20 protein-coding genes are annotated in these 20,200 nt (G+C 40.5%); 7 read left to right on the top strand and 13 right to left on the bottom strand.

Annotated features, from left to right (window positions below):
* From CRO54_RS06480 to CRO54_RS06460, 5 genes are all read right to left on the bottom strand, one after another.
* Positions 1–1,008 (bottom strand): ATP-binding protein, encoded by a 1,008-nt coding sequence (locus tag CRO54_RS06480; protein ID WP_097130132.1) that lies wholly within the window; start codon positions 1,006–1,008, stop codon positions 1–3.
* Positions 1,001–1,414 carry an anti-sigma regulatory factor gene (locus CRO54_RS06475; protein ID WP_097130130.1) on the bottom strand — a complete coding sequence of 138 codons (414 nt, stop codon included), beginning with the start codon at positions 1,412–1,414 and terminating at the stop codon, positions 1,001–1,003. The genes CRO54_RS06480 and CRO54_RS06475 overlap by 8 nt, the downstream gene beginning before the upstream one ends.
* Entirely contained in the window at positions 1,395–1,805 is a 411-nt protein-coding gene (locus CRO54_RS06470; RefSeq protein WP_097130128.1) for an STAS domain-containing protein, read from the bottom strand. The genes CRO54_RS06475 and CRO54_RS06470 overlap by 20 nt, the downstream gene beginning before the upstream one ends.
* The gene (locus CRO54_RS06465; protein ID WP_097130126.1) at positions 1,798–2,673 is read right to left on the bottom strand and encodes an STAS domain-containing protein; all 876 of its coding nucleotides are present in this window, start codon (positions 2,671–2,673) and stop codon (positions 1,798–1,800) included. Before CRO54_RS06465 ends, CRO54_RS06470 begins: the two co-directional genes overlap by 8 nt.
* Before the next feature lie 779 nt (positions 2,674–3,452).
* The gene (locus CRO54_RS06460; protein ID WP_097130124.1) at positions 3,453–4,148 is read right to left on the bottom strand and encodes a CPBP family intramembrane glutamic endopeptidase; all 696 of its coding nucleotides are present in this window, start codon (positions 4,146–4,148) and stop codon (positions 3,453–3,455) included.
* A 93-nt stretch (positions 4,149–4,241) separates the two neighbouring features.
* Between CRO54_RS06460 and CRO54_RS06455 the strand changes: the two genes are divergently transcribed.
* Positions 4,242–4,724, top strand: a complete 483-nt coding sequence (locus CRO54_RS06455) for a helix-turn-helix domain-containing protein (protein WP_097130122.1) — start codon at positions 4,242–4,244, stop codon at positions 4,722–4,724.
* A gap of 128 nt (positions 4,725–4,852) precedes the next feature.
* On the opposite strand, the gene CRO54_RS06450 is transcribed toward CRO54_RS06455, so the two are convergent.
* Positions 4,853–5,167: a hypothetical protein gene (locus CRO54_RS06450; RefSeq protein ID WP_097130120.1), complete on the bottom strand. Its 315-nt coding sequence runs from the start codon at positions 5,165–5,167 to the stop codon at positions 4,853–4,855.
* 464 nt (positions 5,168–5,631) lie between these two features.
* On the opposite strand from CRO54_RS06450, the gene CRO54_RS06445 reads away from it, so the two are divergent.
* On the top strand, positions 5,632–6,201 hold the full coding sequence (locus CRO54_RS06445) for an RNA polymerase sigma factor (protein ID WP_097132290.1): 570 nt from the start codon (positions 5,632–5,634) through the stop codon (positions 6,199–6,201).
* A 26-nt stretch (positions 6,202–6,227) separates the two neighbouring features.
* Here the strand turns inward: CRO54_RS06445 and CRO54_RS06440 are convergent, their stop codons facing one another.
* A complete protein-coding gene (locus tag CRO54_RS06440; protein WP_138765768.1) occupies positions 6,228–7,991 on the bottom strand; it encodes an SEFIR domain-containing protein in 1,764 nt (587 codons plus the stop codon).
* A gap of 141 nt (positions 7,992–8,132) precedes the next feature.
* Between CRO54_RS06440 and CRO54_RS06435 the strand changes: the two genes are divergently transcribed.
* The 4 genes from CRO54_RS06435 (at position 8,133) to CRO54_RS06420 (ending at position 15,834) form a co-directional block, all read left to right on the top strand.
* Positions 8,133–9,242 carry a FecR family protein gene (locus CRO54_RS06435; protein WP_171047848.1) on the top strand — a complete coding sequence of 370 codons (1,110 nt, stop codon included), beginning with the start codon at positions 8,133–8,135 and terminating at the stop codon, positions 9,240–9,242.
* Between the two features lie 181 nt (positions 9,243–9,423).
* Positions 9,424–12,978, top strand: a complete 3,555-nt coding sequence (locus tag CRO54_RS06430; RefSeq protein WP_097130114.1) for a SusC/RagA family TonB-linked outer membrane protein — start codon at positions 9,424–9,426, stop codon at positions 12,976–12,978.
* Between the two features lie 11 nt (positions 12,979–12,989).
* A complete protein-coding gene (locus tag CRO54_RS06425) occupies positions 12,990–14,369 on the top strand; it encodes a RagB/SusD family nutrient uptake outer membrane protein (protein WP_179747339.1) in 1,380 nt (459 codons plus the stop codon).
* A gap of 43 nt (positions 14,370–14,412) precedes the next feature.
* Positions 14,413–15,834 carry a TlpA family protein disulfide reductase gene (locus CRO54_RS06420; protein WP_171047847.1) on the top strand — a complete coding sequence of 474 codons (1,422 nt, stop codon included), beginning with the start codon at positions 14,413–14,415 and terminating at the stop codon, positions 15,832–15,834.
* Between the two features lie 43 nt (positions 15,835–15,877).
* Here CRO54_RS06420 and CRO54_RS06415 read toward each other — a convergent pair whose 3' ends face one another.
* From CRO54_RS06415 to CRO54_RS06395, 5 genes are all read right to left on the bottom strand, one after another.
* Positions 15,878–16,183, bottom strand: a complete 306-nt coding sequence (locus CRO54_RS06415) for a hypothetical protein (RefSeq protein ID WP_097130108.1) — start codon at positions 16,181–16,183, stop codon at positions 15,878–15,880.
* Between the two features lie 27 nt (positions 16,184–16,210).
* A complete protein-coding gene (locus CRO54_RS21700; RefSeq protein ID WP_420812675.1) occupies positions 16,211–16,678 on the bottom strand; it encodes a MauE/DoxX family redox-associated membrane protein in 468 nt (155 codons plus the stop codon).
* 189 nt (positions 16,679–16,867) lie between these two features.
* Positions 16,868–17,359, bottom strand: a complete 492-nt coding sequence (locus tag CRO54_RS06405; RefSeq protein WP_144371958.1) for a cyclic nucleotide-binding domain-containing protein — start codon at positions 17,357–17,359, stop codon at positions 16,868–16,870.
* 100 nt (positions 17,360–17,459) lie between these two features.
* Entirely contained in the window at positions 17,460–18,083 is a 624-nt protein-coding gene (locus tag CRO54_RS06400; protein ID WP_097130102.1) for a Crp/Fnr family transcriptional regulator, read from the bottom strand.
* A gap of 8 nt (positions 18,084–18,091) precedes the next feature.
* Positions 18,092–18,475: a hypothetical protein gene (locus CRO54_RS06395; protein WP_097130100.1), complete on the bottom strand. Its 384-nt coding sequence runs from the start codon at positions 18,473–18,475 to the stop codon at positions 18,092–18,094.
* Positions 18,476–18,659: 184 nt separating this feature from the next.
* On the opposite strand from CRO54_RS06395, the gene CRO54_RS06390 reads away from it, so the two are divergent.
* Positions 18,660–19,493 (top strand): hypothetical protein, encoded by an 834-nt coding sequence (locus tag CRO54_RS06390; RefSeq protein ID WP_097130098.1) that lies wholly within the window; start codon positions 18,660–18,662, stop codon positions 19,491–19,493.
* A 23-nt stretch (positions 19,494–19,516) separates the two neighbouring features.
* Here the strand turns inward: CRO54_RS06390 and CRO54_RS06385 are convergent, their stop codons facing one another.
* Positions 19,517–20,200, bottom strand: coding sequence for a Crp/Fnr family transcriptional regulator (locus CRO54_RS06385; RefSeq protein ID WP_171047846.1), 684 nt, complete (start codon positions 20,198–20,200; stop codon positions 19,517–19,519).

Raw genomic sequence — 20,200 nt, 5'->3', positions numbered from 1 at the left:
TCATCTATATTTGATAACTACTACAGACATATCATCTGTATGTCTGGCGTGGTCTTTATAAATTGCGGCAGCCAATATGGAAGGGTCGCATTTTTGTATCATAGGGTATTTGGCAATGTCCCACCTGGTTTTGATCCCATCGGAAGCCAGTACCACTTGATTGTATAATTCTGCGGGATACTGTTGTGTGTTCATCGTATTGGGGATATTGTGTCCAACGATACCGTTATAGGACATGTGGTTCTTAGAGACGTTTGGTCCGAGCCAGCGTACGCCAATATTGCCAATTCCAATGGCGCTCCACAGCTTGGATTTGAGGTTAAAACAGACAACATTGGCTACCATGCCTCTAGTGCGTTTGATCGATTGGTGCAAAAACCGTAAGGTCTCGACAGGGTCCTCATCTGGAAATGCCCTAAAATATTTCTCCGCCTCATTGATGGCGGCATTGGCTTCAGGGCCATGTCCAAGTCCATCAGCGAGCATAAATTTATAGCCAACTTTGGTTTCTTTCATCATGAAACCATCACCGGAGGTGGTTTCTCCTGGTTTGGCAATTACAATGGATTTGATATCCAAAGGTGAGGTGGGTTTGCCCGGTATCTTGAGATATACGCGACTCAACAAAACCGTGCCCCAGCCATTCAGGGAATAAATATCAAAAACATCTGAGAGCCTTTTAATGCTACCGAGGCCATGGCCTAAGGTGTTAGTGGTAGACAGTCCATCTTGCAGCATCCGGTTCGTGTTGATGATACCAGGACCACTGTCAATGCAGATAATCTCTATATATGGATTGCCAGCACCGTTGAATGTACCCACTAAGATTTCTCCATCGATGGCATATTTGTATAGATTACTGGTAATTTCTGCAACGATGAGATCTATTTCGGCGGTACGTTTTTCGCTGATGCCTATTTCAATAGCTTTACGGCGTATCTCTTTTTTTACCAGTGAAAAATAGCTACGGTCACTTGCCGCCAGCCTTATATGTGTTGAATCAACCATTTGCCCATTTTAAGATCATCACTGTTGTTCCTTCTCCCACTTTACTTTTAATGTCAAATTCATTAACCAAACGTTTGGAACCAGGCAGACCAAGACCTAAACTTTTCCCGGTAGAAAAGCCATCACGCATGGCTTGGCCAATGTCTGCTATTCCGGGACCTTGGTCGCTAAAGGTCAGGCGAACTCCGTTATCGCGGCCACGGGATACCACTTCTATAAGGCAGGTTCCGCCATTTCCGTAGCGTAGCATATTTCGAACAAGCTCGCTTGCAGCTGTGATGAGTTTTGTCTGGTTCAACAAGCCCATTTTAATCTTTACGGCCACCTCTTTCACGCGGTTGCGGAGCAGGACAACATCCTGTTCCCTGACCACTTCGATGTTATCCTTACTGAGCGAAAGGATCATCTTCTGGGTATTCCTGTTCGTCCTCTATTGGCGATTCATCAATCATTGTTTTCAGCAAATCCATCCCACGTTCTACATTTAATGCCGTTTGTACACCTTTCAATGGAAGGCCTAGTTCGATCAGGGTAATGGCAACAGCGGGCTGCATGCCTACCACAACGGTTTCAGCATCTAAAATTTTAGACATACTCGCGATATTTCCGATGATACGTCCCATAAAAGAGTCTACAATAGACACTGCCGAGATATCAATGAGTACTCCTTTTGCACCAGTTTTGTTCACCATTTGTACCAAGTCAGCTTCTAGATTCAGTGCTAAACGATCATACAGGTCAACTTGGATTGTAACCAGTAAAAAGTTTCCCATCCGAAGAATAGGAATTTTATCCATGTTGTCTATGATTGGTGTTTAACGATTGTTTTCTGACTTCTAATTTCAAGCTTTTAAAGGCATAGGCTAAAGCACTAGCTAAACTTGCTTTTGTAATGATACTCGAAAGATCAATGCCCAAATGTACAACGGTCTGCGCAATTTCTGGTCTGATGCCACTAATGATACATTCAGCCCCCATTAACCTAGTTGCACTTACCGTTTTAATAAGGTGTTGGGCAACGAGAGAATCTACTGCAGGTACGCCAGAAATATCGAGAATGGCAATACTAGACCCTGTTTCTACAATTTCCTGTAAAAGGTTTTCCATCACGATCTGTGTGCGTTGGCTGTCAAGCGTGCCGATGATCGGCAACGCCAGAATACCGTCCCAGACTCTGATGACTGGTGTAGAAATTTCAGCAATTTCGTCAGTCTGTCGTAGAATAACTTCCTCACGTCCTTTGATAAATGTTTCAAAAGTAACGATGGAAAGGTTGTCCATCAGCTTGTTTATTTTAACACTTTCTTGAAAAAGTAATGCGGGGTCATTCGTAATCTCCTTCTGGAGGACTTCTAATAAGGCTTCTTTTAAAGAAAACACGAACCTACCGGTTTCACGTGGGCTAAAGCCTTGGCGTGCTCTAGTGATAGCAATGCCGCCTAAAATCTCGATCACTGGACTCCAGCTTTCGTCATCAAGGTTGCTCACATCAGACTTGCCGAGGTTAGCTACAATTGAACTGACCAATTCCTCAGATTGACTACGGAGCTCTTCGTTGCTGATCAGGTCTTCGCGAAGACCTTCATCAGATAGTTGGTTTTTCATCCAAAGCTCTAGGATGTTTTTTTTTTGTTTTTCTAGCAATTTTGCAAGATTAAATGACATGTGGATTGATCAGTTTAAGTTTTTAGGTTATACCTATCAGATGTTTGAATTTGTGAATTAGCGGGGAAGTTACTAATGTTAATCTATAAACGGAAATCTTTAAGGTGTTCTTGAACTACTTCCTGAAATCTATTATGGAAACATCAATCGTTAAGTTTTGTTTTGGTAATAAAGTATTTTATTTTGAAAGATGTAATGTAGAAATTTTTCTAGGCTTGAAAGGTGTCGAGAACGACGGTAATTATGAAATAGCATCTTACAGCAATTTAGTGCTGGCATTTTAGCTACAAGTTTGTGGTTGGAGTGCTATTATGACGCCAATAAGCTGGTTGTCTGGTAGCCTTCGCAGGTAAATAGGGGTGAAGATCTCCATAAGATCATGGGTATCTTATAAGATGTTTATTCCTTTTGCCATGATGTTTTCTGGTGTGCCGATGGGGACGTATACCCATTACCATTTTCGAAAGTCTTTGGTTAATTAGCTAGTGCATGCCTAGCTCATTCGATGGTGTACAAATCCTAATTTAGTTATTGTTTATGCGAAGAAGATAATTGATCGGTATTTCAATCCTGTCGTATCTCCCAACCCTGCAACATATGAAGCAATTCGTAGGATATGGGAAAATGTGAGCGATGTGGGGCTTGACGAATAAACAATGGAGGTAGTAGGTTGCTATGTAGGGCAGCTATTCCTGAACTATGTAATCATGATATTTAACACAGGCTAAAGGGATTAAACACTTCACAACGCATTTGCCGGATTAATTGATCGGAATACTTTAAGGTTGCTTTCGATAGGTAAGCCACCGGGTCAATAAGAAAGTAAATATTTGATAGCCCGTAAAATGCAATGCGATCATGGCCAGTCCGATCATCGGGTGTGGGACCACTGGTTCGTTGGCAAATCTTTTGAACAGCAATTGTAGGCCAATGTGCTTATCTTTAGAAAATATCAGCATATTAGTGAAATTAGCTCCGAAATGTAGCGCGATCGGCAGGTACATGCCCTTCGTTCTGACAAAGGCGTAGGCATAGACCATGCCTACTGAACCTGTCATCAGGAAGATGGTTGCCATTTGCATAGGACTGCCAAATGCCTGCCAGGCGAACCAGTGATACACGCCAAAGCAGGACGAGGAAATCAAAATGGCTGGTCTAGATCCCAGCTTTTTCCAAACTGCCAAAAATATGGCGCCCCTAAAAATCAGCTCCTCATAAATTACCGAACGAAGGATATAGAGTACCGTTGCAATTCCCTGTGAGAGTGTGAATGTGCTGTTGAGTACGTACGGATTGGCTACCAGCCAGCCTAAAAGTAATTCATAGCTACAAAAATAGATTATGGGCCAGGCAAGTCCAATTGCCAATGTTGTGAATGTTTTGCTGGTATGAAGGAGTGTCGAAAGGCTCAGTTGCTTGTTGGTAAAGTGCAACAGTATATAGGACAGCGCCATCAGGATAAGGATTCCTAGCATGTTTTTTTTTTAAGGGTTTAAGCACCGAAAATATTATTTTTGCAATTACGAATTTGACGCAGATGGCAAATGGCGTAAGAATGTCGCATTGCAATGGAAGATCCTAAACAAAAAATAGCACACCTGATCAAGCAGGCCAGGCTTGCTAAGAACTACACACAGCTCGAACTGGCCGAACTTGCCCATTTGAGCCTACGCTCAGTCCAGCGTATCGAAAGCGGCGAGGTTTGCCCACGAGCCTTTACCCTACGATCTTTGGCCACTGCATTGGAATTCGAAATTCCACCGACGGACTTGAGGATGGAACCTTCCTTAATTATGGACCGACGTGCATTTCAAAATGGAAAGACGGGGACATCTAAATTCTTCGTGGTCGTGATTTTGCTTGGCATATGTGCTGTGCTTTTTGCCAGTGCGTTTTTGGCCCAAAGTCCCACCTTTCCGGAGACAACTTTTGAGCTATTGATGTTTTGGGCAGTGGTTACCTGTGTTTACACTTATTTAGTGTTGCGGTATATAAAAGTTAAAATAGTTCACAGGTTTGACCTGAAAATTGACAAAGAAGTCAGCGAATAGCAAGGGTCGCTTCAATGGGGTCAAAAAAACGTCTTTGATTATTGCTAAAGATAACAACGAAATCTATATTTGGAAAGAAATAATAATTGGTATCCTTTTGCTGAGCTTTTTAGGTTTTGGAATCAGCTTTATGCAGAGGTAGATTTTTGCTTTATCTTTTTACTTACCAGAGTTTCTGTTTCAATCTGAATTACATCTAGAATTAAATTAGGATCAAGTCCTAGAATATAAGCGAGCTTTAAGATTTCGAAAACAGAGAATTTCTCGGGATTAGATAATTTTACAGAATATCTATCTGAATTTATGCCTAGCAGTCGAGAAATCTTTGTGGGAAATAATCCAGCAATATCGTACATGCGTTTAACTTTTTTTGCTTCAAATAACAAAGCAATAGAAGCTAATTCAGTAGATATTTCAAAATCATTATTTTTCCAATTCCCCATGTATGTAATGCTGTACACCTAAGGTCGGGTTGAAATAACTTTTTTTAAACTAAAAAATACGATACGTAATTTTAAAAATACAAATCGTTTGTTTTTTGACCTGTTAATACTTATATTTGAATAACTCGTTGTCTCACAGGTGAGAAGAAATTGAGTTGTATTATATTGACAAATAGAGTAAAAAAATAAATAGATTTGTAATTCTTATCTAAACGTAAGGATTGCTTACGAGCCTCACACCGTAAATCTGGTAAATTTCCATGTGAGTGTAAGTAGAGTATCCGCACCCTATATAACTGTAGGGCCGGTGCTCGCTTATGCAAATGTATGGAAACCTCTTCGAAAGGAGAGGTGGCTTACCAGAGCCAACGGTACATTTTGACTTTGCGGGTTACCGGCCCTATTGTATTTACAATTGCTGTTTCCCTTTGTTTTTTGAGGCTCATTATAACCAGATAATGAGCATGCCTGTTTATCAAAACCTTTCGGATAATGAATTGATTGCCTTTTTAAGGGAAGGGGATGCTGCGGCGTATACCGAAATCTATGATCGGTATTTCCAATTGATGTTTGTGTTTGCCTATAAGAAGTTGCGGGATGAGGAGTTGGCGAAGGATTTTGTACAAGAGCAGTTTACTGGTATTTGGCATCGTAGGGAAAGCTTATCGGTTGAGGGCAATTTTTCATCGTTTATGTTTACATCAATGAGAAATAGGATGCTTGATTATTTTGCCCATCAAAAAGTGAGAAATAGGTATGTTGATTTTTTGGCAAGCTATAGCCTGCAAAGTTCAAAAAGCACTGATTTTTTAATTAGGGAGAAGCAGATGTCAGATTATATAGAAAGACAGATAGTGACTTTACCTTCAAAAATGAGGCATATTTTTGAGCTTTCAAGAAAGCAACATCTATCTCACAAGGAGATTGCGGCGGTACTGGAAACATCGGAACATAACGTCTCCAAACAAATTACAAATGCGCTTAGAATTTTGAAAGTCAAGCTTGGAAGATCTATTATCCTTATGTTTTTTTGATTTGTCAGATGCGTTAAACGCATCAATCATTCTTGGTCAGTTCTGTTCGAAGTATCGAATCTCATATAAGGCTTTTTGCTATTGATATAATAAATGTCTTTCCATGGTAGTCCATTAGTAAAATTGACATAAAAATGGGGGCAATTGTATATGCCGTCGCCTTCCATATCCCAAGCAATGATATCGTCGTAAACGATTGTTTTAATGACAGAAACATTGATCTCCTCAAAATTACTTGCTGGCTCTAAACGCCACTTATTTTTATCATTGACATAAATCTGAGTGTTTTCATTGCAGAATTCCATGCCCAGATGGCTTGCACCGTGTATCTCCGCACCAAACCAAGTAGGGGGAACATTTTCGATCATTGGCTGTTCAGGATAGGTATCATTCTCAGAAGAATGGATAATCATCCTAAAACGTCTCTTAACGTCTTCTTTTTTGTAATGTAACCATTTGGCGAAGTCCTTTTTGAGCTTGTTTTTCTTTTGTATACGCTCGGCAATCAAGCTGGATTTTTCAGCCTCTGAGCTTGGTTTTGAGGAAAATTGCTTTTGGAACTGTTCAAATGGGAGAATAGCTCTTTGAGTAAGAATAGGCTTCTGTTTAGACACTGATGAAAGTACAAACTCATGTTGATCTGTTAATTTCCGGAATAGGGGCTCCATGCCGTTGCTGTTGATGTCAATGATGTCTCTCCCGTCTAATCCCAATGGTATAATATCGGCATCCCGACCATTAAAACTAACTAGAATGTATTTCTTGGGATGTCTGTCGATTTCGCCAAGGATCAAACGGTATTCAATTCCGACCCCACCTTTGAAAGTATCCGCCTTTTCTTTATATCCTTTGGATAGGACAACAATGATAAATTCACTGGTGAGAAAAGCTTCATGCATCATCTGATTAAAATTTGTTGCAGTTTTCCTCTGGCTAATTATTTTATCGATATCTACATGGAACCCGTTCTTTCTAAGTTCGTTTGCAAAACTGATAACATGTTCTTCGTGGTTCCTAGAATCCCAGCTATAAGATATAAATATTGGATTATCGGTGCTAGCCTCAGTCTCGGCTTCTGAGTGGTTAGCAACTGGCAGTGTGCCCATGTCTAGCTGAACTGATGTGCTTCCTTTTTTTCTTCCCGATCCTGGTTGTGCATTCCCTATGACCGAATAGGTCAAATCTTCCCCAAACTCTTCAAGATCTTCTGAGTTAAAAAACCGGCCTCTAAATCCTTGTTTGCTACCATTGGTCAGTCCTATTTCCTTAAGCTCCCTTGTAGATTTACCTGAGTTGTTGGCAAATATTTTCAGGCTATGGAATTTTTTGGGGTGGTATGTCTGTCCAACAATCGTGAAGTCGGGTTTTGCCTCCAAATATGCGTCAACCACAATCTGGAGCTGCTGCGCATCCACATCTAGCAGGTTAAAACCTCCATTGCTTCCACCAATATAAACGTTGAATTTTTGTGGTTCGCTGTTTTCTTCTTCGGTTCTTTCGGTTCCCGAGAAATTGGATAAGGAGAAAAATCTTATTCCAGCGCTAGTAATTCCAACGTAGTGGTTGTCGGTGGGATACTCTAACGCACCTTTGTGTTCGATCTGTAAATAATCAAAGGCAAAGCCTATCTTGAAAAGGTGATCAGCACGGGCTTTGTCAAGTTTTAAGCTTGTATATATATTGTACCAAGCACTTGAGCTACCCTTATACAGGAAGCTCAATATACGGTCTAAATCTTTTTTGTCCTTTGCATCCATCTCAAAGCGTCTTTTGTTTTTAAAATTAAGCAAAACGTTTCATTTTTAAAGGGATTTCCCGAATACTGGATATTTAGCGGCTACGTGTTTTGTTAGATCTAAAATAAAATATTCAAATAAATCTTCCTGTATCTATTTAGGTGTTCGTGTATGTCGGTAGGTAATCCAAAAAGAATGACTACAGAGGAAGCAAATCAGCTCTTAAAAAAGTATCATGAAGGAAAATGCACTGAAGCTGAAAAAGCTTTGGTAGAAAGCTCGTTTTTAGATTATAATGAAAATGAAGCTGGCTTATCGAAGGAACTATTAGACCAGTTAAAAGCTGAAGTTTATGTTGCACTTCCAATTCATAAAAGAAACAAGTTGAGGATTTACGGATGGAGCAGTGCTGCGGCAGTTTTGGTGGTTTCTATTTTGGCAATTGCACATTGGCGATTGGAGGAAAATCTCCAACTTTTTAAACAGGCAAAAGTAATAGAAGATGTGGCGCCTATAGGAAATCAGGCTACGCTGACTTATGAGGATGGAGAGTCTGTTGCGTTAAATGGTAGCAAGGATGGACTTGTTATCAAAGGAAATACGATGAGATATCTGGACGGCTCAAGAATAGAAAATGAACTAACATCACAAATGACGCAGACGCTTTCGACCCCTAGGGGAGGGCAGTATCAAGTGGTATTGCAGGATGGAACAAAGGTTTGGTTAAATGCCGCTTCGTCCATTAGCTATCCGTCTTCCTTTGAGGGGGCGAAAGAGCGTCGGGTTTCGATTACAGGAGAGGTTTATTTTGAAGTGGCGAAGGATAGGTCAAAGCCTTTTTTAGTAGCATCTAAAGATCAATTGATCAGGGTGTTGGGTACCCATTTCAATGTAAATGCTTATGGAGATAATGGGGCTACTACTACCACTTTATTGGAGGGTATTGTTAGCGTTTCGTTAGCCGGTAAGAATGAGGGAGCTAAGCTATTGAAGCCGATGCAGCAATTGATTGCTGGAAATGGGAGGACTGTAATTCGGGCGGCTGATTTGGAACTGGCCATGGCCTGGAAAAACGGCGTGTTTGAATTCAGGGATGCCTCATTGAAAACTATTCTGAATGAAGTGGCACGGTGGTACGACCTTGAAGTCGAATATCGGGGGGAAGTCCCCAATCGTGTATTCAACGGTAGCGTTTCCCGTCATTCCAATTTGTCGGTACTATTAAAGATATTATCCTATTCCGATATCAGGTTCCGTATCGAAACGGATGGCTCTCCGACCAAAAAACTAATTGTTGAACCTTAAATATAGATGCATTTGCCAATGAAGTAAAAACGGAAAATTTAGTACTAGTTAATTAATTCCCCACTAAATAAAAAAGCCGGAGGTGTTCGAAGCACTTCCGGCGGTTTTAGGGGGATCAAAAGAAGGTGTCTAGGACACCGGTTCAACAATTCAATTAATCTTTAACCTAAACTACAAACTTATGATTTTTTTTGATAACTGCTGTTCCCATTCTGGGGATAAGCAGCCGCTGTCTATTTTTAGACAGTTAGGCCGTCTCTTTAGGCCACCTACATTATTCCGTATTTTATTACTTTTTACATTTCTGTTTATATCTATTGTTACTCATGCGGTACAAGTGACACTTAACCTCAAATCTGTTCCGTTAGAGACCGCTTTCGCCGAGATCAAAAAACAGAGTGGTTATGGCTTCTGGTATGAAAAGAAAGATATCGCTGATCTGCCTCGTGTAACCATCGATGTGAAGAATGTTGATTTGACGACAGTGCTGGAAGCTTGTCTGAAAGGCCAGCCTTTGACTTACCAGGTATTTGATAGAACTGTTGTCGTTAAAAGGAAATTGGCGACTCCGCCTGCTGTCGTTCCAGTTAGGAAAGCTCTACAGGAGAAGGTAAGGGGAAAGGTGGTGGATGCGCAGACCAAGGAGCCTCTTGCTGGTGTGCTGGTGAAAGTGAAATCTCCCCCTATGTCTGTCGTCACCAATGATAAAGGGGAGTTTGAGTTGAATTTGCCGAATGGTAGATATGAATTGACCATACAGTATCTTGGCTATGCTGTTCTTGAGGTTGACCTGGTTACTCCGTCAGCTGAAGAACGATTATTTACGCTCACTCCGAGCGAAAATACATTGGAAGAGGTACATTTTGTAAGTACGGGATATCAACAATTACAAAAGGAGCGAGTAACTGGGAGCTTTACACTAATTGATAGTACTTTAATTAATAGAAGTGTAGGAAGTAATATTATTGAACGTCTGGATGGAGTTACTAGTGGTTTGGTATTCAATAGAAATCGTACACAAAACTCCCAGAGCGAATTCAACATCAGGGGGAGAAGTACCATTTTCGGAGAAGATAAACCACTCGTCGTACTGGACAACTTTCCATTTGAAGGCGATCTCAATAGTATCAACCCTAATGATATAAAGAATATAGCCATATTAAGAGATGCCGCCGCCGCATCAATATGGGGTACACGAGCTGGTAATGGTGTAATAGTGATAACAACCTATTCTGGGAGTTTTAGTTCTAAACCGTCCGTTTCAATCAATGTGAACACAACCGTTTTTGGCAAACCTGATCTATACCAAGCTCCGTGGTTTTCCAATGAAGAGTGGCTGGATATAGAACAGTTTCTTTTTGGTAGGGGTGCCTATAATACAACATTGAACAATCGCTTTGGCTATGTTTCGGAAGGTGTAGCTATTATGGATAAGCGGAGGCGAAATTTAATTTCAAGTGCAGATTCATTGCGAATGATCAACGAGCTGAAGGGTAATGATATCCGATCACAGATGCTTGATCATTTATATCGTAATAATTTTAGTCAACAGTATGCGGTGAACATTAACGGTGGTGGCGAAAATCACAAATATGTGATCTCTGGCGGCTATGATGGAAATCTGGGATCGAGAACAACAGACTATAGTGACAGGATCACGCTGACGGTGAACAATATATTTCGGGCAATAAAGAATAAGCTTGAAATAACTTCTCGAATTAATTTCAGTACAATGAAAGCTGGAAATAATCCTAACGCCTATGTTAGCCCTGCTTCCCCGTACGAACGGCTTGTGGATGGCAGTGGTCATGTTTTGCCGGTTCAAAGAGATCTTAGGTTTTCATATATTGATACCATCGGTGGTGGAAAATTATTGGATTGGCGTTACTACCCGCTAGGGGAGAATATAACTTCAAGTAAGAGAGGACAACTAAATTACGTGGTAAACACAGGTGTCAATTATGCTTTTACTAACTGGTTTAAACTGAATATCCTTTACCAGCATCAGCGACAGAACAGCGAAAATATCGGTATCTATGGGGGTGAATCGTATTATGTACGGGATTTGATAAACCGCTATTCGGTGATCAATTATTCCGCTGGTACTGTAAACAGTCCAATACCTGTAGGAGAGATCCGATTGAATAATCAATCAAGCTATGTCGCCGACTATGGTCGTGCCCAACTTAATTTCAGTGAAAACTTTAACGAAGTGCACTCCTTATCTGTAATGGGCGGATTCGAAATAAGAAGTTCTCGAAATGAAACGGCAGCGAACAGACTGTATGGTTTTAACCCTGAAACATTTACTAATGGAAACGCGGGGATTGATTTTACCAGGAACTATCCTGTAATTTACAACGGGGGAACTGGGCGTATTGATATGGGGTTTGCCAATGGCTATCAGGTCGACCGTTATCTTTCATATTTCGGTAATCTATCCTATGAGTTTTCAGATAGGTATGTGTTGACACTTAGTGCCAGAAAAGATGAGTCAAATCTTTTTGGGGTAAAGTCTAATCAGAAAGGCGTTCCGCTTTGGTCTGCCGGTGCGTTATGGAATATCTCAAAAGAAAGTTTTTATAGGTCTGGGTGGCTTCCGTTTATTTCATTTAAGGCTAGTTATGGTTATTCTGGGAATGTAAGCAAAGATCTTTCCGCTTACCTTACCGCTTCGCCTCAGGTGACTAATAATTATGGGATTGTATACAGCGCCATAATCAATCCTCCAAACCCATCCCTCAGGTGGGAAAAAATAAAAATTATTAACCTTGGGCTGTCCTTCGCTACGATTGGAAATAGGGTTTCTGGTACTATCGAACCTTATTTAAAAGATGGTTTAGATCTTTTTGGAGAAAGTGCGCTTGCCCCGCAGACCGGTATGGCAACCTACTTTGGTAATACGGCAAGTACTAGAACAAAGGGGATAGATATCTCGCTTAACACTATAAATCTTAAGTCGCCGCTGCAATGGTCTACTAACCTTAATTTCAGTGTTACGAAAGATAAGGTTATTGAATACGATAGGGATCAAGGTGTAAATTCAAATTTCATCACTCAGACGTACAATAACCCAATGGTGGGCAATCCTTATTTTTCGATATATAGCTACCGTTGGGCGGGATTGGATAACATTGGCGATCCTCAGCTATACTTAAATGGTCAGGTTTCGAAATCCTACAGTGCAGTAGCTAATAGTACAAACCGTTCAAATATCAGGTATATAGGTTCTACGGTACCGACAACTTATGGTAACATCATTAATAATTTTAACTATAAGGAATTCGAAATATCATTCAATGTTACCTATCGACTAGGATATTACTTCCGTCGCAATTCCTTGAATAACGCACTAATATATTCCACAGGTGGTTTTGCCCAGAATATCGATTATGCGAACCGTTGGAAACAAGCTGGAGATGAGTTGATTACGAGCGTACCGGCATTAGTCTACCCCAATGTGACGCAACGTACCAACGCATATATGAATGCTGATGTTTTAATTGAAAAGGGAGATAATATAAGGTTGCAGGATATACGTCTTTTATGGAATGCCAATAAAATTGCCTTTCTTAAAAAACATGGCGTTCGTCTAAAATTGTATTCTAACATTTCAAACCTAGGATATTTATGGGTTGCAAATGATCTGGGGCTGGACCCCGACGTTCCAAGAAAAGCTCTTGGGACTGTGTCGCCCCGAACTAATTTTTCTTTTGGTTTAAAAGCTGATTTCTAAAGAAGATAATGATGAAAAAAATAACTGAATACCTACTTGTGGTTTTGACGATGCTTTCAGTGGGGGGTTGTAAGAAAGATTTTCTGGAAAAAAAACCATCCTCGAGCATTCTGTCCCCAACTTCCATACAGGAACTAAATGCACTTTTGGAGAACACGAATATCATGAACAAGACAGCGGCTCTGCCACAGATTTCGGCGGATGAATACAAGATAGTTTCTGAGCAAAACTATCTGGCGCTCCCTTCTGTCACAGAGCGTAATGCCTACATATGGGCAAAAGATATTTATGAGGGAGAAGTTAATGCGGATTGGAATAAGTTATATGCCCAGATCTTCTATTGTAATAATGTGCTGAAAACATTAAATGATCTACAGCTAGATTTACTTTCGGATGGAAAAAAAACAAAAGGTTGGGCACTTTTTGACAGGGCTTATACTTATTTCGACCTTATGCGAAACTTTTCTAGCGGGTTTCAAAAGTCAACAGCAGATGTTGTCCTTGGTGTGCCATTAAGACTTGGTCCAAACGTGGATGAGACTTTGCAAAGATCATCACTTAAAGAGACCTTGGAACAAATTATTTTGGACGTTGATGAAGCTGTAGGCCTTCTTGAGGCGAAGGTTCCAGAAAATAACCGTAACAGACCGTCTAAGGCAGCGGCATATGCGCTAAAAGCGAGAATTGGTATCTATATAAGAGATTACGATATGGCTGAGAGGTCTGCCGACAGTTCACTTAAATATCATGATAAAATTGTTGACTACAATTCTATAAGCAGAACATCGTCAACGCCATTTTCATATAATACTGCCGAAATAATATATCATTCTTCCCAGATTGTCAATTATTCCTCGTTGACATCCTACGATAATCTGCCAGCGATTGAAGTTAACCCTATTTTAATTCAAGAATACGCTGCGAATGATCTCCGTAAATCCATATTTTATCTGGTAAATTCCCAGGGAAGATATAATGTAAAGCGAGGATATGCTGGAGGTGGTTTTTATGCATTCACAGGATTGGCATGTGACGAAATATACTTGATAAAAGCCGAATGCCTAGCGAGGCGGGGGGAAAAGGATTTATCATTACAATTTTTAGATAGATTGTTGATCAATCGATATTTAAAGGGAAGTTACACGTCTTCCACAGCGAGCAGTGCAGAGAATGCGCTTGACATGATTCTAAAAGAACGCTGGAAAGAACTCGTTTGGAGGGGGATTAGATGGTCTGACTTAAAGCGTTTGAATATGGAAAGCCGAAATATAATGCTATCAAGACAGATAGGGCAGGCTACTTATACATTGCCTGCTAATGACTTACGATATGTATTTCCAATTCCAGACAACGAAATCGCTATGAGTGGAATCATACAGAATAATCGCTAAAATCTAATTAGTAAACAATATGAAATTGCTTAAAACATCCATAATGGCAATATTAATTGCCATTCCAATATATGCTGGATGCTCGTCCATTCCGACTATACCTGGAAAAAATGGGTTCGAGATATCCGTAACTAACCATGATTTGAACGCCACTGCATTAAAAGATTTTGTGCAGCTTACTGTTCATGAGTTTTTTTCTAATTTCGATTTTATTATTAATGCCCAAACAATTAAAATGTCATTGGGATATGAAAGCAAAGATAGCTGGAAGATCAAATTGCCCTCCAGATTTGCTTACCTAAATATTTCCTATCGTAAGTCGGGAAGGTCTCAATCATTCTTCAAGTATAGGTATACATATTTGATAGCTGAAGGTGATAGATTACAATGTGAAATTTTTAAAGATTTTGTTAGGTTTACTGGGGATGGTTCGGCAAAGATGAACTTGCAGGCTCAACTTTTTCATTTAATGGAAACGCCTATAGATTCCACAGTTCCTTTTGAAGAATATATCGTTGCAAGGAACGATATCTACCTTAGACAATTAGATTTATTAGACGACAACAAAAAGCTGATCTCAACGGATGAGCTCGCTTATCTGAGGGACCAGTGCTATGGACTCAGAAACTGGGACATACTTCGGCTACTTCGATTCAGGTTGAAATTCAGAAAAGACGACAAGTCATTTCAAACTAAAGATGTTTTAGCTTGGTTGGAAGCTGGGGATGCTAAATATATTTCTACACAGGATATTGTTGCGCCCTACCTGATGGATTATTTATATCAAAAAGAAAAATTTACTACAGAGTTAAGTGTTAATGGTAAACAACTGGCACGTAAACTTCTTGAAAATATTACTAGCAAGTTTGAACCCCGGATTTCCTATCATCTCAAAATGCTGATGCTTACACATTTTTATAGTTATAATGAAGAAGTTTTACAGGATTTTAAGGAGACGACCCCTGTAGTGGATGATAGACAATATGCTGCAATATTTAAGCATTTTGATTCATCCTTCAGTAAAGGTAAAAGGGCCTATGACTTCGCTTATCCAGATACTTCAGGTAGGATAAATAGATTAGATGATTTCAAGGGAAAAATCGTGGTGATCGATTTCTGGTTTGTAGGCTGCATTCCTTGTTTGGAATTGGCAAAACAAATGAAAAAGATTGGTCATGGGCTAAAGGGGCGGGACGTTGTATTCATCACAGCTAATGTAGATCAAAATCAGGCAAAATGGAAGAATGCAGTCAAAGAGGGAAACTACACGCATCAGGGCACAATTAATCTTTTCTTGGGGGGAATGAAATCTCCTATCCTTAGACACTACAACATTACTGCCTATCCTAGGTTGATCATTATTGATAAACATGGTTTAATAGTAACTTCGACACCTGTGGTGCCGATAGATGAAGCATCTCGGGCAAATTTTATAGACATTATTGAGCAACATTTGTCAAAATAATAAACTGGCTGGTTAGTGACCAGCCAGTTCAAATACTATAACATTAATCAAATCTGTATTGGCTATCTTCAGGCGTGTTCATTGGCGAAGGAAGGTTTTCTGCATCTTGTTGCGAAATCGTCGCTGGAGGAGTATCTGTATCTAGGATTTTTACACACAGTTCGTCTCCAGAAATACATCTTTCCGAGTCGTATGTAGTCCCTATCAACTGATATTCTGTACCATTCCATCCATAATAGTGATTTACAAATTTTGCTGTCGGTTCAGTTTCACTGTTTTTGAACGCTTGTGTTGAGATAGCAAGAACTGCAACTAGCAGTCCAAATGCTAAATTTTTTAAATTTTTCATTTCTTAATTCTTTAAGTTTTTTAATTTTTACGGCTTTCGGTTGCTGTTTTTGTGGAGGTAGATTCCGAAGATGGAAATCAAGATAAAACCGATGTTGAACACCAGATGCTGTCCCCAAGTGAGCGTTTCTATTGCTCCCCCGCAATGGCAGGGTTTGTTTTCTGCCCAAAGTAACATCGACGAGATGTGTAGCGTGAATATACTCATCATGATCGTGAAGAGATATAATCCTAATTTTTGGGTTTGTGGGATGATCAGTATTAATGCAATGGCCAGTTCACTGATGGGTACCAGCCAACTGATGGTAAGGGCACGGTCGTTCAGAAATTGAATTCTCTGTAAGCCTCTGAGAAATCTCTCGTGGTCAACTATCTTTTCCTTTGCAGTATAGATTAGGAGAAATATACATAGGGCCTTGATGCCGTATATCAGGATCTGCTTGATCTGGTATCTTTGTAAAAGTGGCTGTTTGCTTGAAATACTGGTGCTGTTCATGGTTCTATTTCTATTTTTGGTTCTTCGATTGGGTGGTGTCGGTCACCTTGGGCGCTTGGCCCAATTTCTTTAGTGTCTGATCGTTGTCACTGACCTCCTTTCTATTTGATTATGTTTTAGTTACCCAAAGTTCCGTAGCATTTTTCGTTTAAAAAATATCCGAAAGGATAATAATGCATTGGTTTTGAGTTACTTGTTCTTGTTGAACTGCAGTCTGGCGCCGCTGAAACGGGAAGGTGTCATTCGAAGGAAAGAGGAGCTGACCTTGGCAGGTAGGTCATTGATAGGATATTTTTGTGCATAATGGTTTACCTTCTGATAGTCAGAATAGGTCATCAGTTCCGAATGCCATTTGTCCAATTCCCATTGCTTTAGCATGTAATGCTCTAATAGAAGGGCCGTTTCCCTAAATTTACGTAGGATGTGAAAATTGTTTCGCTCAATACTTAACAGTCTCGAGCCACTGATGATCATGAATTTGTGATTAGAGGCCGTTTCTTTTAGAAAACTGTCTATGTCCGTAAAGATTTGTTTGGGTCCGTAAATGGCATAGACTTCCTCTTTTCCTGTGGTAAGTGTGCGATATTCTGCTATCCAGCAGTCAACACTGTACCAGGCATAATGGATGTCTTTAGAAAGGATGATCAATTCCTTTTTTGCACGGACGATTTGTAGATCCAAAGCCCGGGCAAGCGATTTTTCAAATTTGCTTGTTAGAGGTACATTACTTGCCAATATCGCGAGCAATTCATTGATGTTCTTTGTTTTGAATTCCATACGACTACTTAGTTTTTAACAATTGCCGGTTTAACCTTCCAAGGTGTTTTCTGCTGATGTGTAGGTAGCTGGCGATAAATTTCATGGGTATCTGGTTGGCACTTTGTTGCCGTTCCCTAAATTTTTGGTAGCGGAGCAACGCTGGTTCCTGATGCTGTAGGATAATTTCATCAGTTAGTCTTTTGGTCCAGTTATCCTGTAGGTGCAAGAAGAGTTCGGCAATGCTGTGATCGGTTTGATAGAGCTCGATAATGTTTTCGTAGTTACACTGGTAGATGGTACTGTCGCTGAGGGCACAGAGATGATAGGGTGAGAATTTGTTGTCATCGATGGGGTGTCTTTGGAAGAAGGAACCCGATTCATAGAACCTGATGGTGTTGCTGGACTGCTCTACTGGTGTTGCTGGACTGGGTTCAATGGAAGATAGGGGTTCTACAGATGCCTGATAGTATTTATGCAGCAGGCCCTGCGACAGAAAATAGAGCATTCTCTTTTTTCTCTCTTGAGGGACCAATTGTCCCTTTTTGATTTTTTGTAGGGTAAAGCAGCTGCCAAACAAAATTTTTGTGTCCGTTTGGCAGCTAGAGATCGGAGCCAATGCATCTATGATTTGCTTGATATCGATCATTTTTAAGATTAGGAATTTAAGTACGTGATGTCTATGGACATGCTTCCTCCTACGGAGATGTGCCCTTGGCTATCGGTTTCTATAGTCAAGTTGCTCTTTGGTTTAAAGAGTTTGTCTTCGTCTCCGGGGGTATCACCTTCTTTGTGCAACACTATTGGTAATCGGTTACCAATGGCAAAACTGCCCTGTTCGCCGAGAAAGTGGGAAATGGGAGCTGGCATCTGATCGAGATAGTCCAGCTGCTCGGAGGTCAGTTCGAAATGTCCGTTGATCCATAGCTTTGGTTGAAGTTTAAGCGCTGCCGCTTCTTCGTTAAGTTGTTGGTCAGTTAGTGCGTAAAGCGCTTGTAGGAGGGACTGAAGACCAGTTTCATCAAAAGGTTGTTTTTGCATTTTTTCAAAGTTTTAAATGAGACCATTTGTTGTTTTTAGCAAGATAGTGGCGCTTTTCTTAAGTTAAAAGCTTTTCGTTGGGACATTTGCTGAGTGGTACCCATAAATTTTGCTGAGTGGTCAGTTTCGGAAATTTTTGCTATCTTAGTTTTATTCAGCCATTGTTCACCTAACGCTTTGCTCTATGCTGAAGAGAATCCTCAAACATATTTGTACCAAATTTTTTCTGATCAATCTGTTATTGATAACTATAATTTCGCTACTGGCAGGACACTTTATTGTTACGCATGGGCGGAAGGAGACCTTAGCTCAATTATGGAAGATGCCTGCCTATTATCGGTCGGTAGGATATAGTGCGACGATTGCCTTGTTCCTTCAGTTAGCTGTTTACGCGGTAAGTTATAAGCTCTCCCGGAAACATCGTGGAAAGGGCTTGACGAAAAAGTGGGCAATGGACCAATTTACTTATGGTTTTGTAGTGGTTATTGTCTTGGAACTGCTGCTAGCTGCTGCCCTGTTCGGAATGCATGGACTATGGTTGCCAGAGACTGCTTTTTTTAGGAAGCTGTTTGGCCCTATCGTCCTTTTTATTTTGATCATTAACCTCTGTTACGTGATTTACTACATGAATAAAAATCCGGTAGTGAAACATACGGTGAAACGCCTGATCCCTAAAAAGGTGGAGCCGAGGATGATAGTTGTATCCGAGCCCGAATTGCCCGCCCTGGTTTATGCCACTGAGGCAGGGGTGTTAGCCTATGATTTTCTGGGCAAGCAAATGGTTTGGATGGAGCCGGTCAAAACCTCTATTGAAAGATTGGGAGACGAAGATTATTATAGCGGACAAAGACATTGGGTCATCCATCGCTTGGCTATTGCCGATCTGGAAAACATTTCTGGAAAGCGGATTTTGTTGAAGCTTCATTTCGACTTCGAGTATGAGATGATCGTTTCTCGTAGACGTTCACCAGAATTCAGAAAATGGTTTGATGAGGAGAAAGAGGAGTTGAACGGCTAAACGGTATTTTTAGGTAATCAAACTTATTTGTTGCGGATTAGCTCTGCCTTCAATCGGGATAACGTTTCCCTGGTGATTCCCAAGTACGAAGCGATATTTCCTTGCGTAGTCAATTGTTCTATATTTGGATGTTGTCTGAGCAGGTTGGCATATCTGCTCATGATCTTTGGTGTATTTCGTTGCATATTGATTGCTGCGATGATGACCAGATATTTTTCGGCCATCACTCTTCCGATGAGGTTAGCTTCGTTGAAATCAGCATAAAGAGCGTTCAACTGGTTCCAAGTGATGGAAACAAGCACGCTATCCTGTAACAATTCGATGTTTTCCAGAGAGGGTTTCTGCTCGAAGAAGCTGGTTGCGGCGCATGCCAGATCTCCTTCTCCCATGAACCAGTTCGTACATTCATTTCCATAATCGTCAATATGATAGGATCGTACGATTCCCGATTCTATGAAATATAACCTGCGGCAGATTTCGCCAGCCCGGGTCAGGTGGGATTTTGCAGGTAAGCTCTCTGTCAGTAGCTGATCAGCCAGTCGTTGTTGATATTCAGCAGAGGTGGGCACAACACTCCCCAACATTTGTAGCAGGGATGTCGTTTCAGTTTCATGGGTTTCCATAATATATTGCTTGTGCGTGATTTGATTATATTTTGGTAACGTCGAATTATTTAGGATGTTTTTTCTGAGGTCATTTTGGGACAT

The sequence above is a fragment of the Pedobacter xixiisoli genome (assembly GCF_900215335.1).
Classification (GTDB): Bacteria; Bacteroidota; Bacteroidia; order Sphingobacteriales; family Sphingobacteriaceae; genus Pedobacter; species Pedobacter xixiisoli.
This window is presented reverse-complemented; position numbering and strand designations above follow the sequence as displayed.

Bases quoted from the DNA above. Each gene is read 5' to 3' on its own strand.
- CRO54_RS06450 (WP_097130120.1), bottom strand. From the start codon at position 5,167: ATGGGGAATTGGAAAAATAATGATTTTGAAATATCTACTGAATTAGCT.
- CRO54_RS06480 (WP_097130132.1), bottom strand. From the start codon at position 1,008: ATGGTTGATTCAACACATATAAGGCTGGCGGCAAGTGACCGTAGCTAT.
- CRO54_RS06400 (WP_097130102.1), bottom strand. From the start codon at position 18,083: ATGATCGATATCAAGCAAATCATAGATGCATTGGCTCCGATCTCTAGC.
- CRO54_RS21700 (WP_420812675.1), bottom strand. From the start codon at position 16,678: ATGAACAGCACCAGTATTTCAAGCAAACAGCCACTTTTACAAAGATAC.
- CRO54_RS06395 (WP_097130100.1), bottom strand. From the start codon at position 18,475: ATGCAAAAACAACCTTTTGATGAAACTGGTCTTCAGTCCCTCCTACAA.
- CRO54_RS06455 (WP_097130122.1), top strand. From the start codon at position 4,242: ATGGAAGATCCTAAACAAAAAATAGCACACCTGATCAAGCAGGCCAGG.
- CRO54_RS06460 (WP_097130124.1), bottom strand. From the start codon at position 4,148: ATGCTAGGAATCCTTATCCTGATGGCGCTGTCCTATATACTGTTGCAC.
- CRO54_RS06430 (WP_097130114.1), top strand. From the start codon at position 9,424: ATGATTTTTTTTGATAACTGCTGTTCCCATTCTGGGGATAAGCAGCCG.
- CRO54_RS06420 (WP_171047847.1), top strand. From the start codon at position 14,413: ATGGCAATATTAATTGCCATTCCAATATATGCTGGATGCTCGTCCATT.
- CRO54_RS06465 (WP_097130126.1), bottom strand. From the start codon at position 2,673: ATGTCATTTAATCTTGCAAAATTGCTAGAAAAACAAAAAAAAAACATC.
- CRO54_RS06445 (WP_097132290.1), top strand. From the start codon at position 5,632: ATGCCTGTTTATCAAAACCTTTCGGATAATGAATTGATTGCCTTTTTA.
- CRO54_RS06470 (WP_097130128.1), bottom strand. From the start codon at position 1,805: ATGGATAAAATTCCTATTCTTCGGATGGGAAACTTTTTACTGGTTACA.
- CRO54_RS06390 (WP_097130098.1), top strand. From the start codon at position 18,660: ATGCTGAAGAGAATCCTCAAACATATTTGTACCAAATTTTTTCTGATC.
- CRO54_RS06475 (WP_097130130.1), bottom strand. From the start codon at position 1,414: ATGATCCTTTCGCTCAGTAAGGATAACATCGAAGTGGTCAGGGAACAG.
- CRO54_RS06385 (WP_171047846.1), bottom strand. From the start codon at position 20,200: ATGTCCCAAAATGACCTCAGAAAAAACATCCTAAATAATTCGACGTTA.
- CRO54_RS06435 (WP_171047848.1), top strand. From the start codon at position 8,133: ATGACTACAGAGGAAGCAAATCAGCTCTTAAAAAAGTATCATGAAGGA.
- CRO54_RS06415 (WP_097130108.1), bottom strand. From the start codon at position 16,183: ATGAAAAATTTAAAAAATTTAGCATTTGGACTGCTAGTTGCAGTTCTT.
- CRO54_RS06425 (WP_179747339.1), top strand. From the start codon at position 12,990: ATGAAAAAAATAACTGAATACCTACTTGTGGTTTTGACGATGCTTTCA.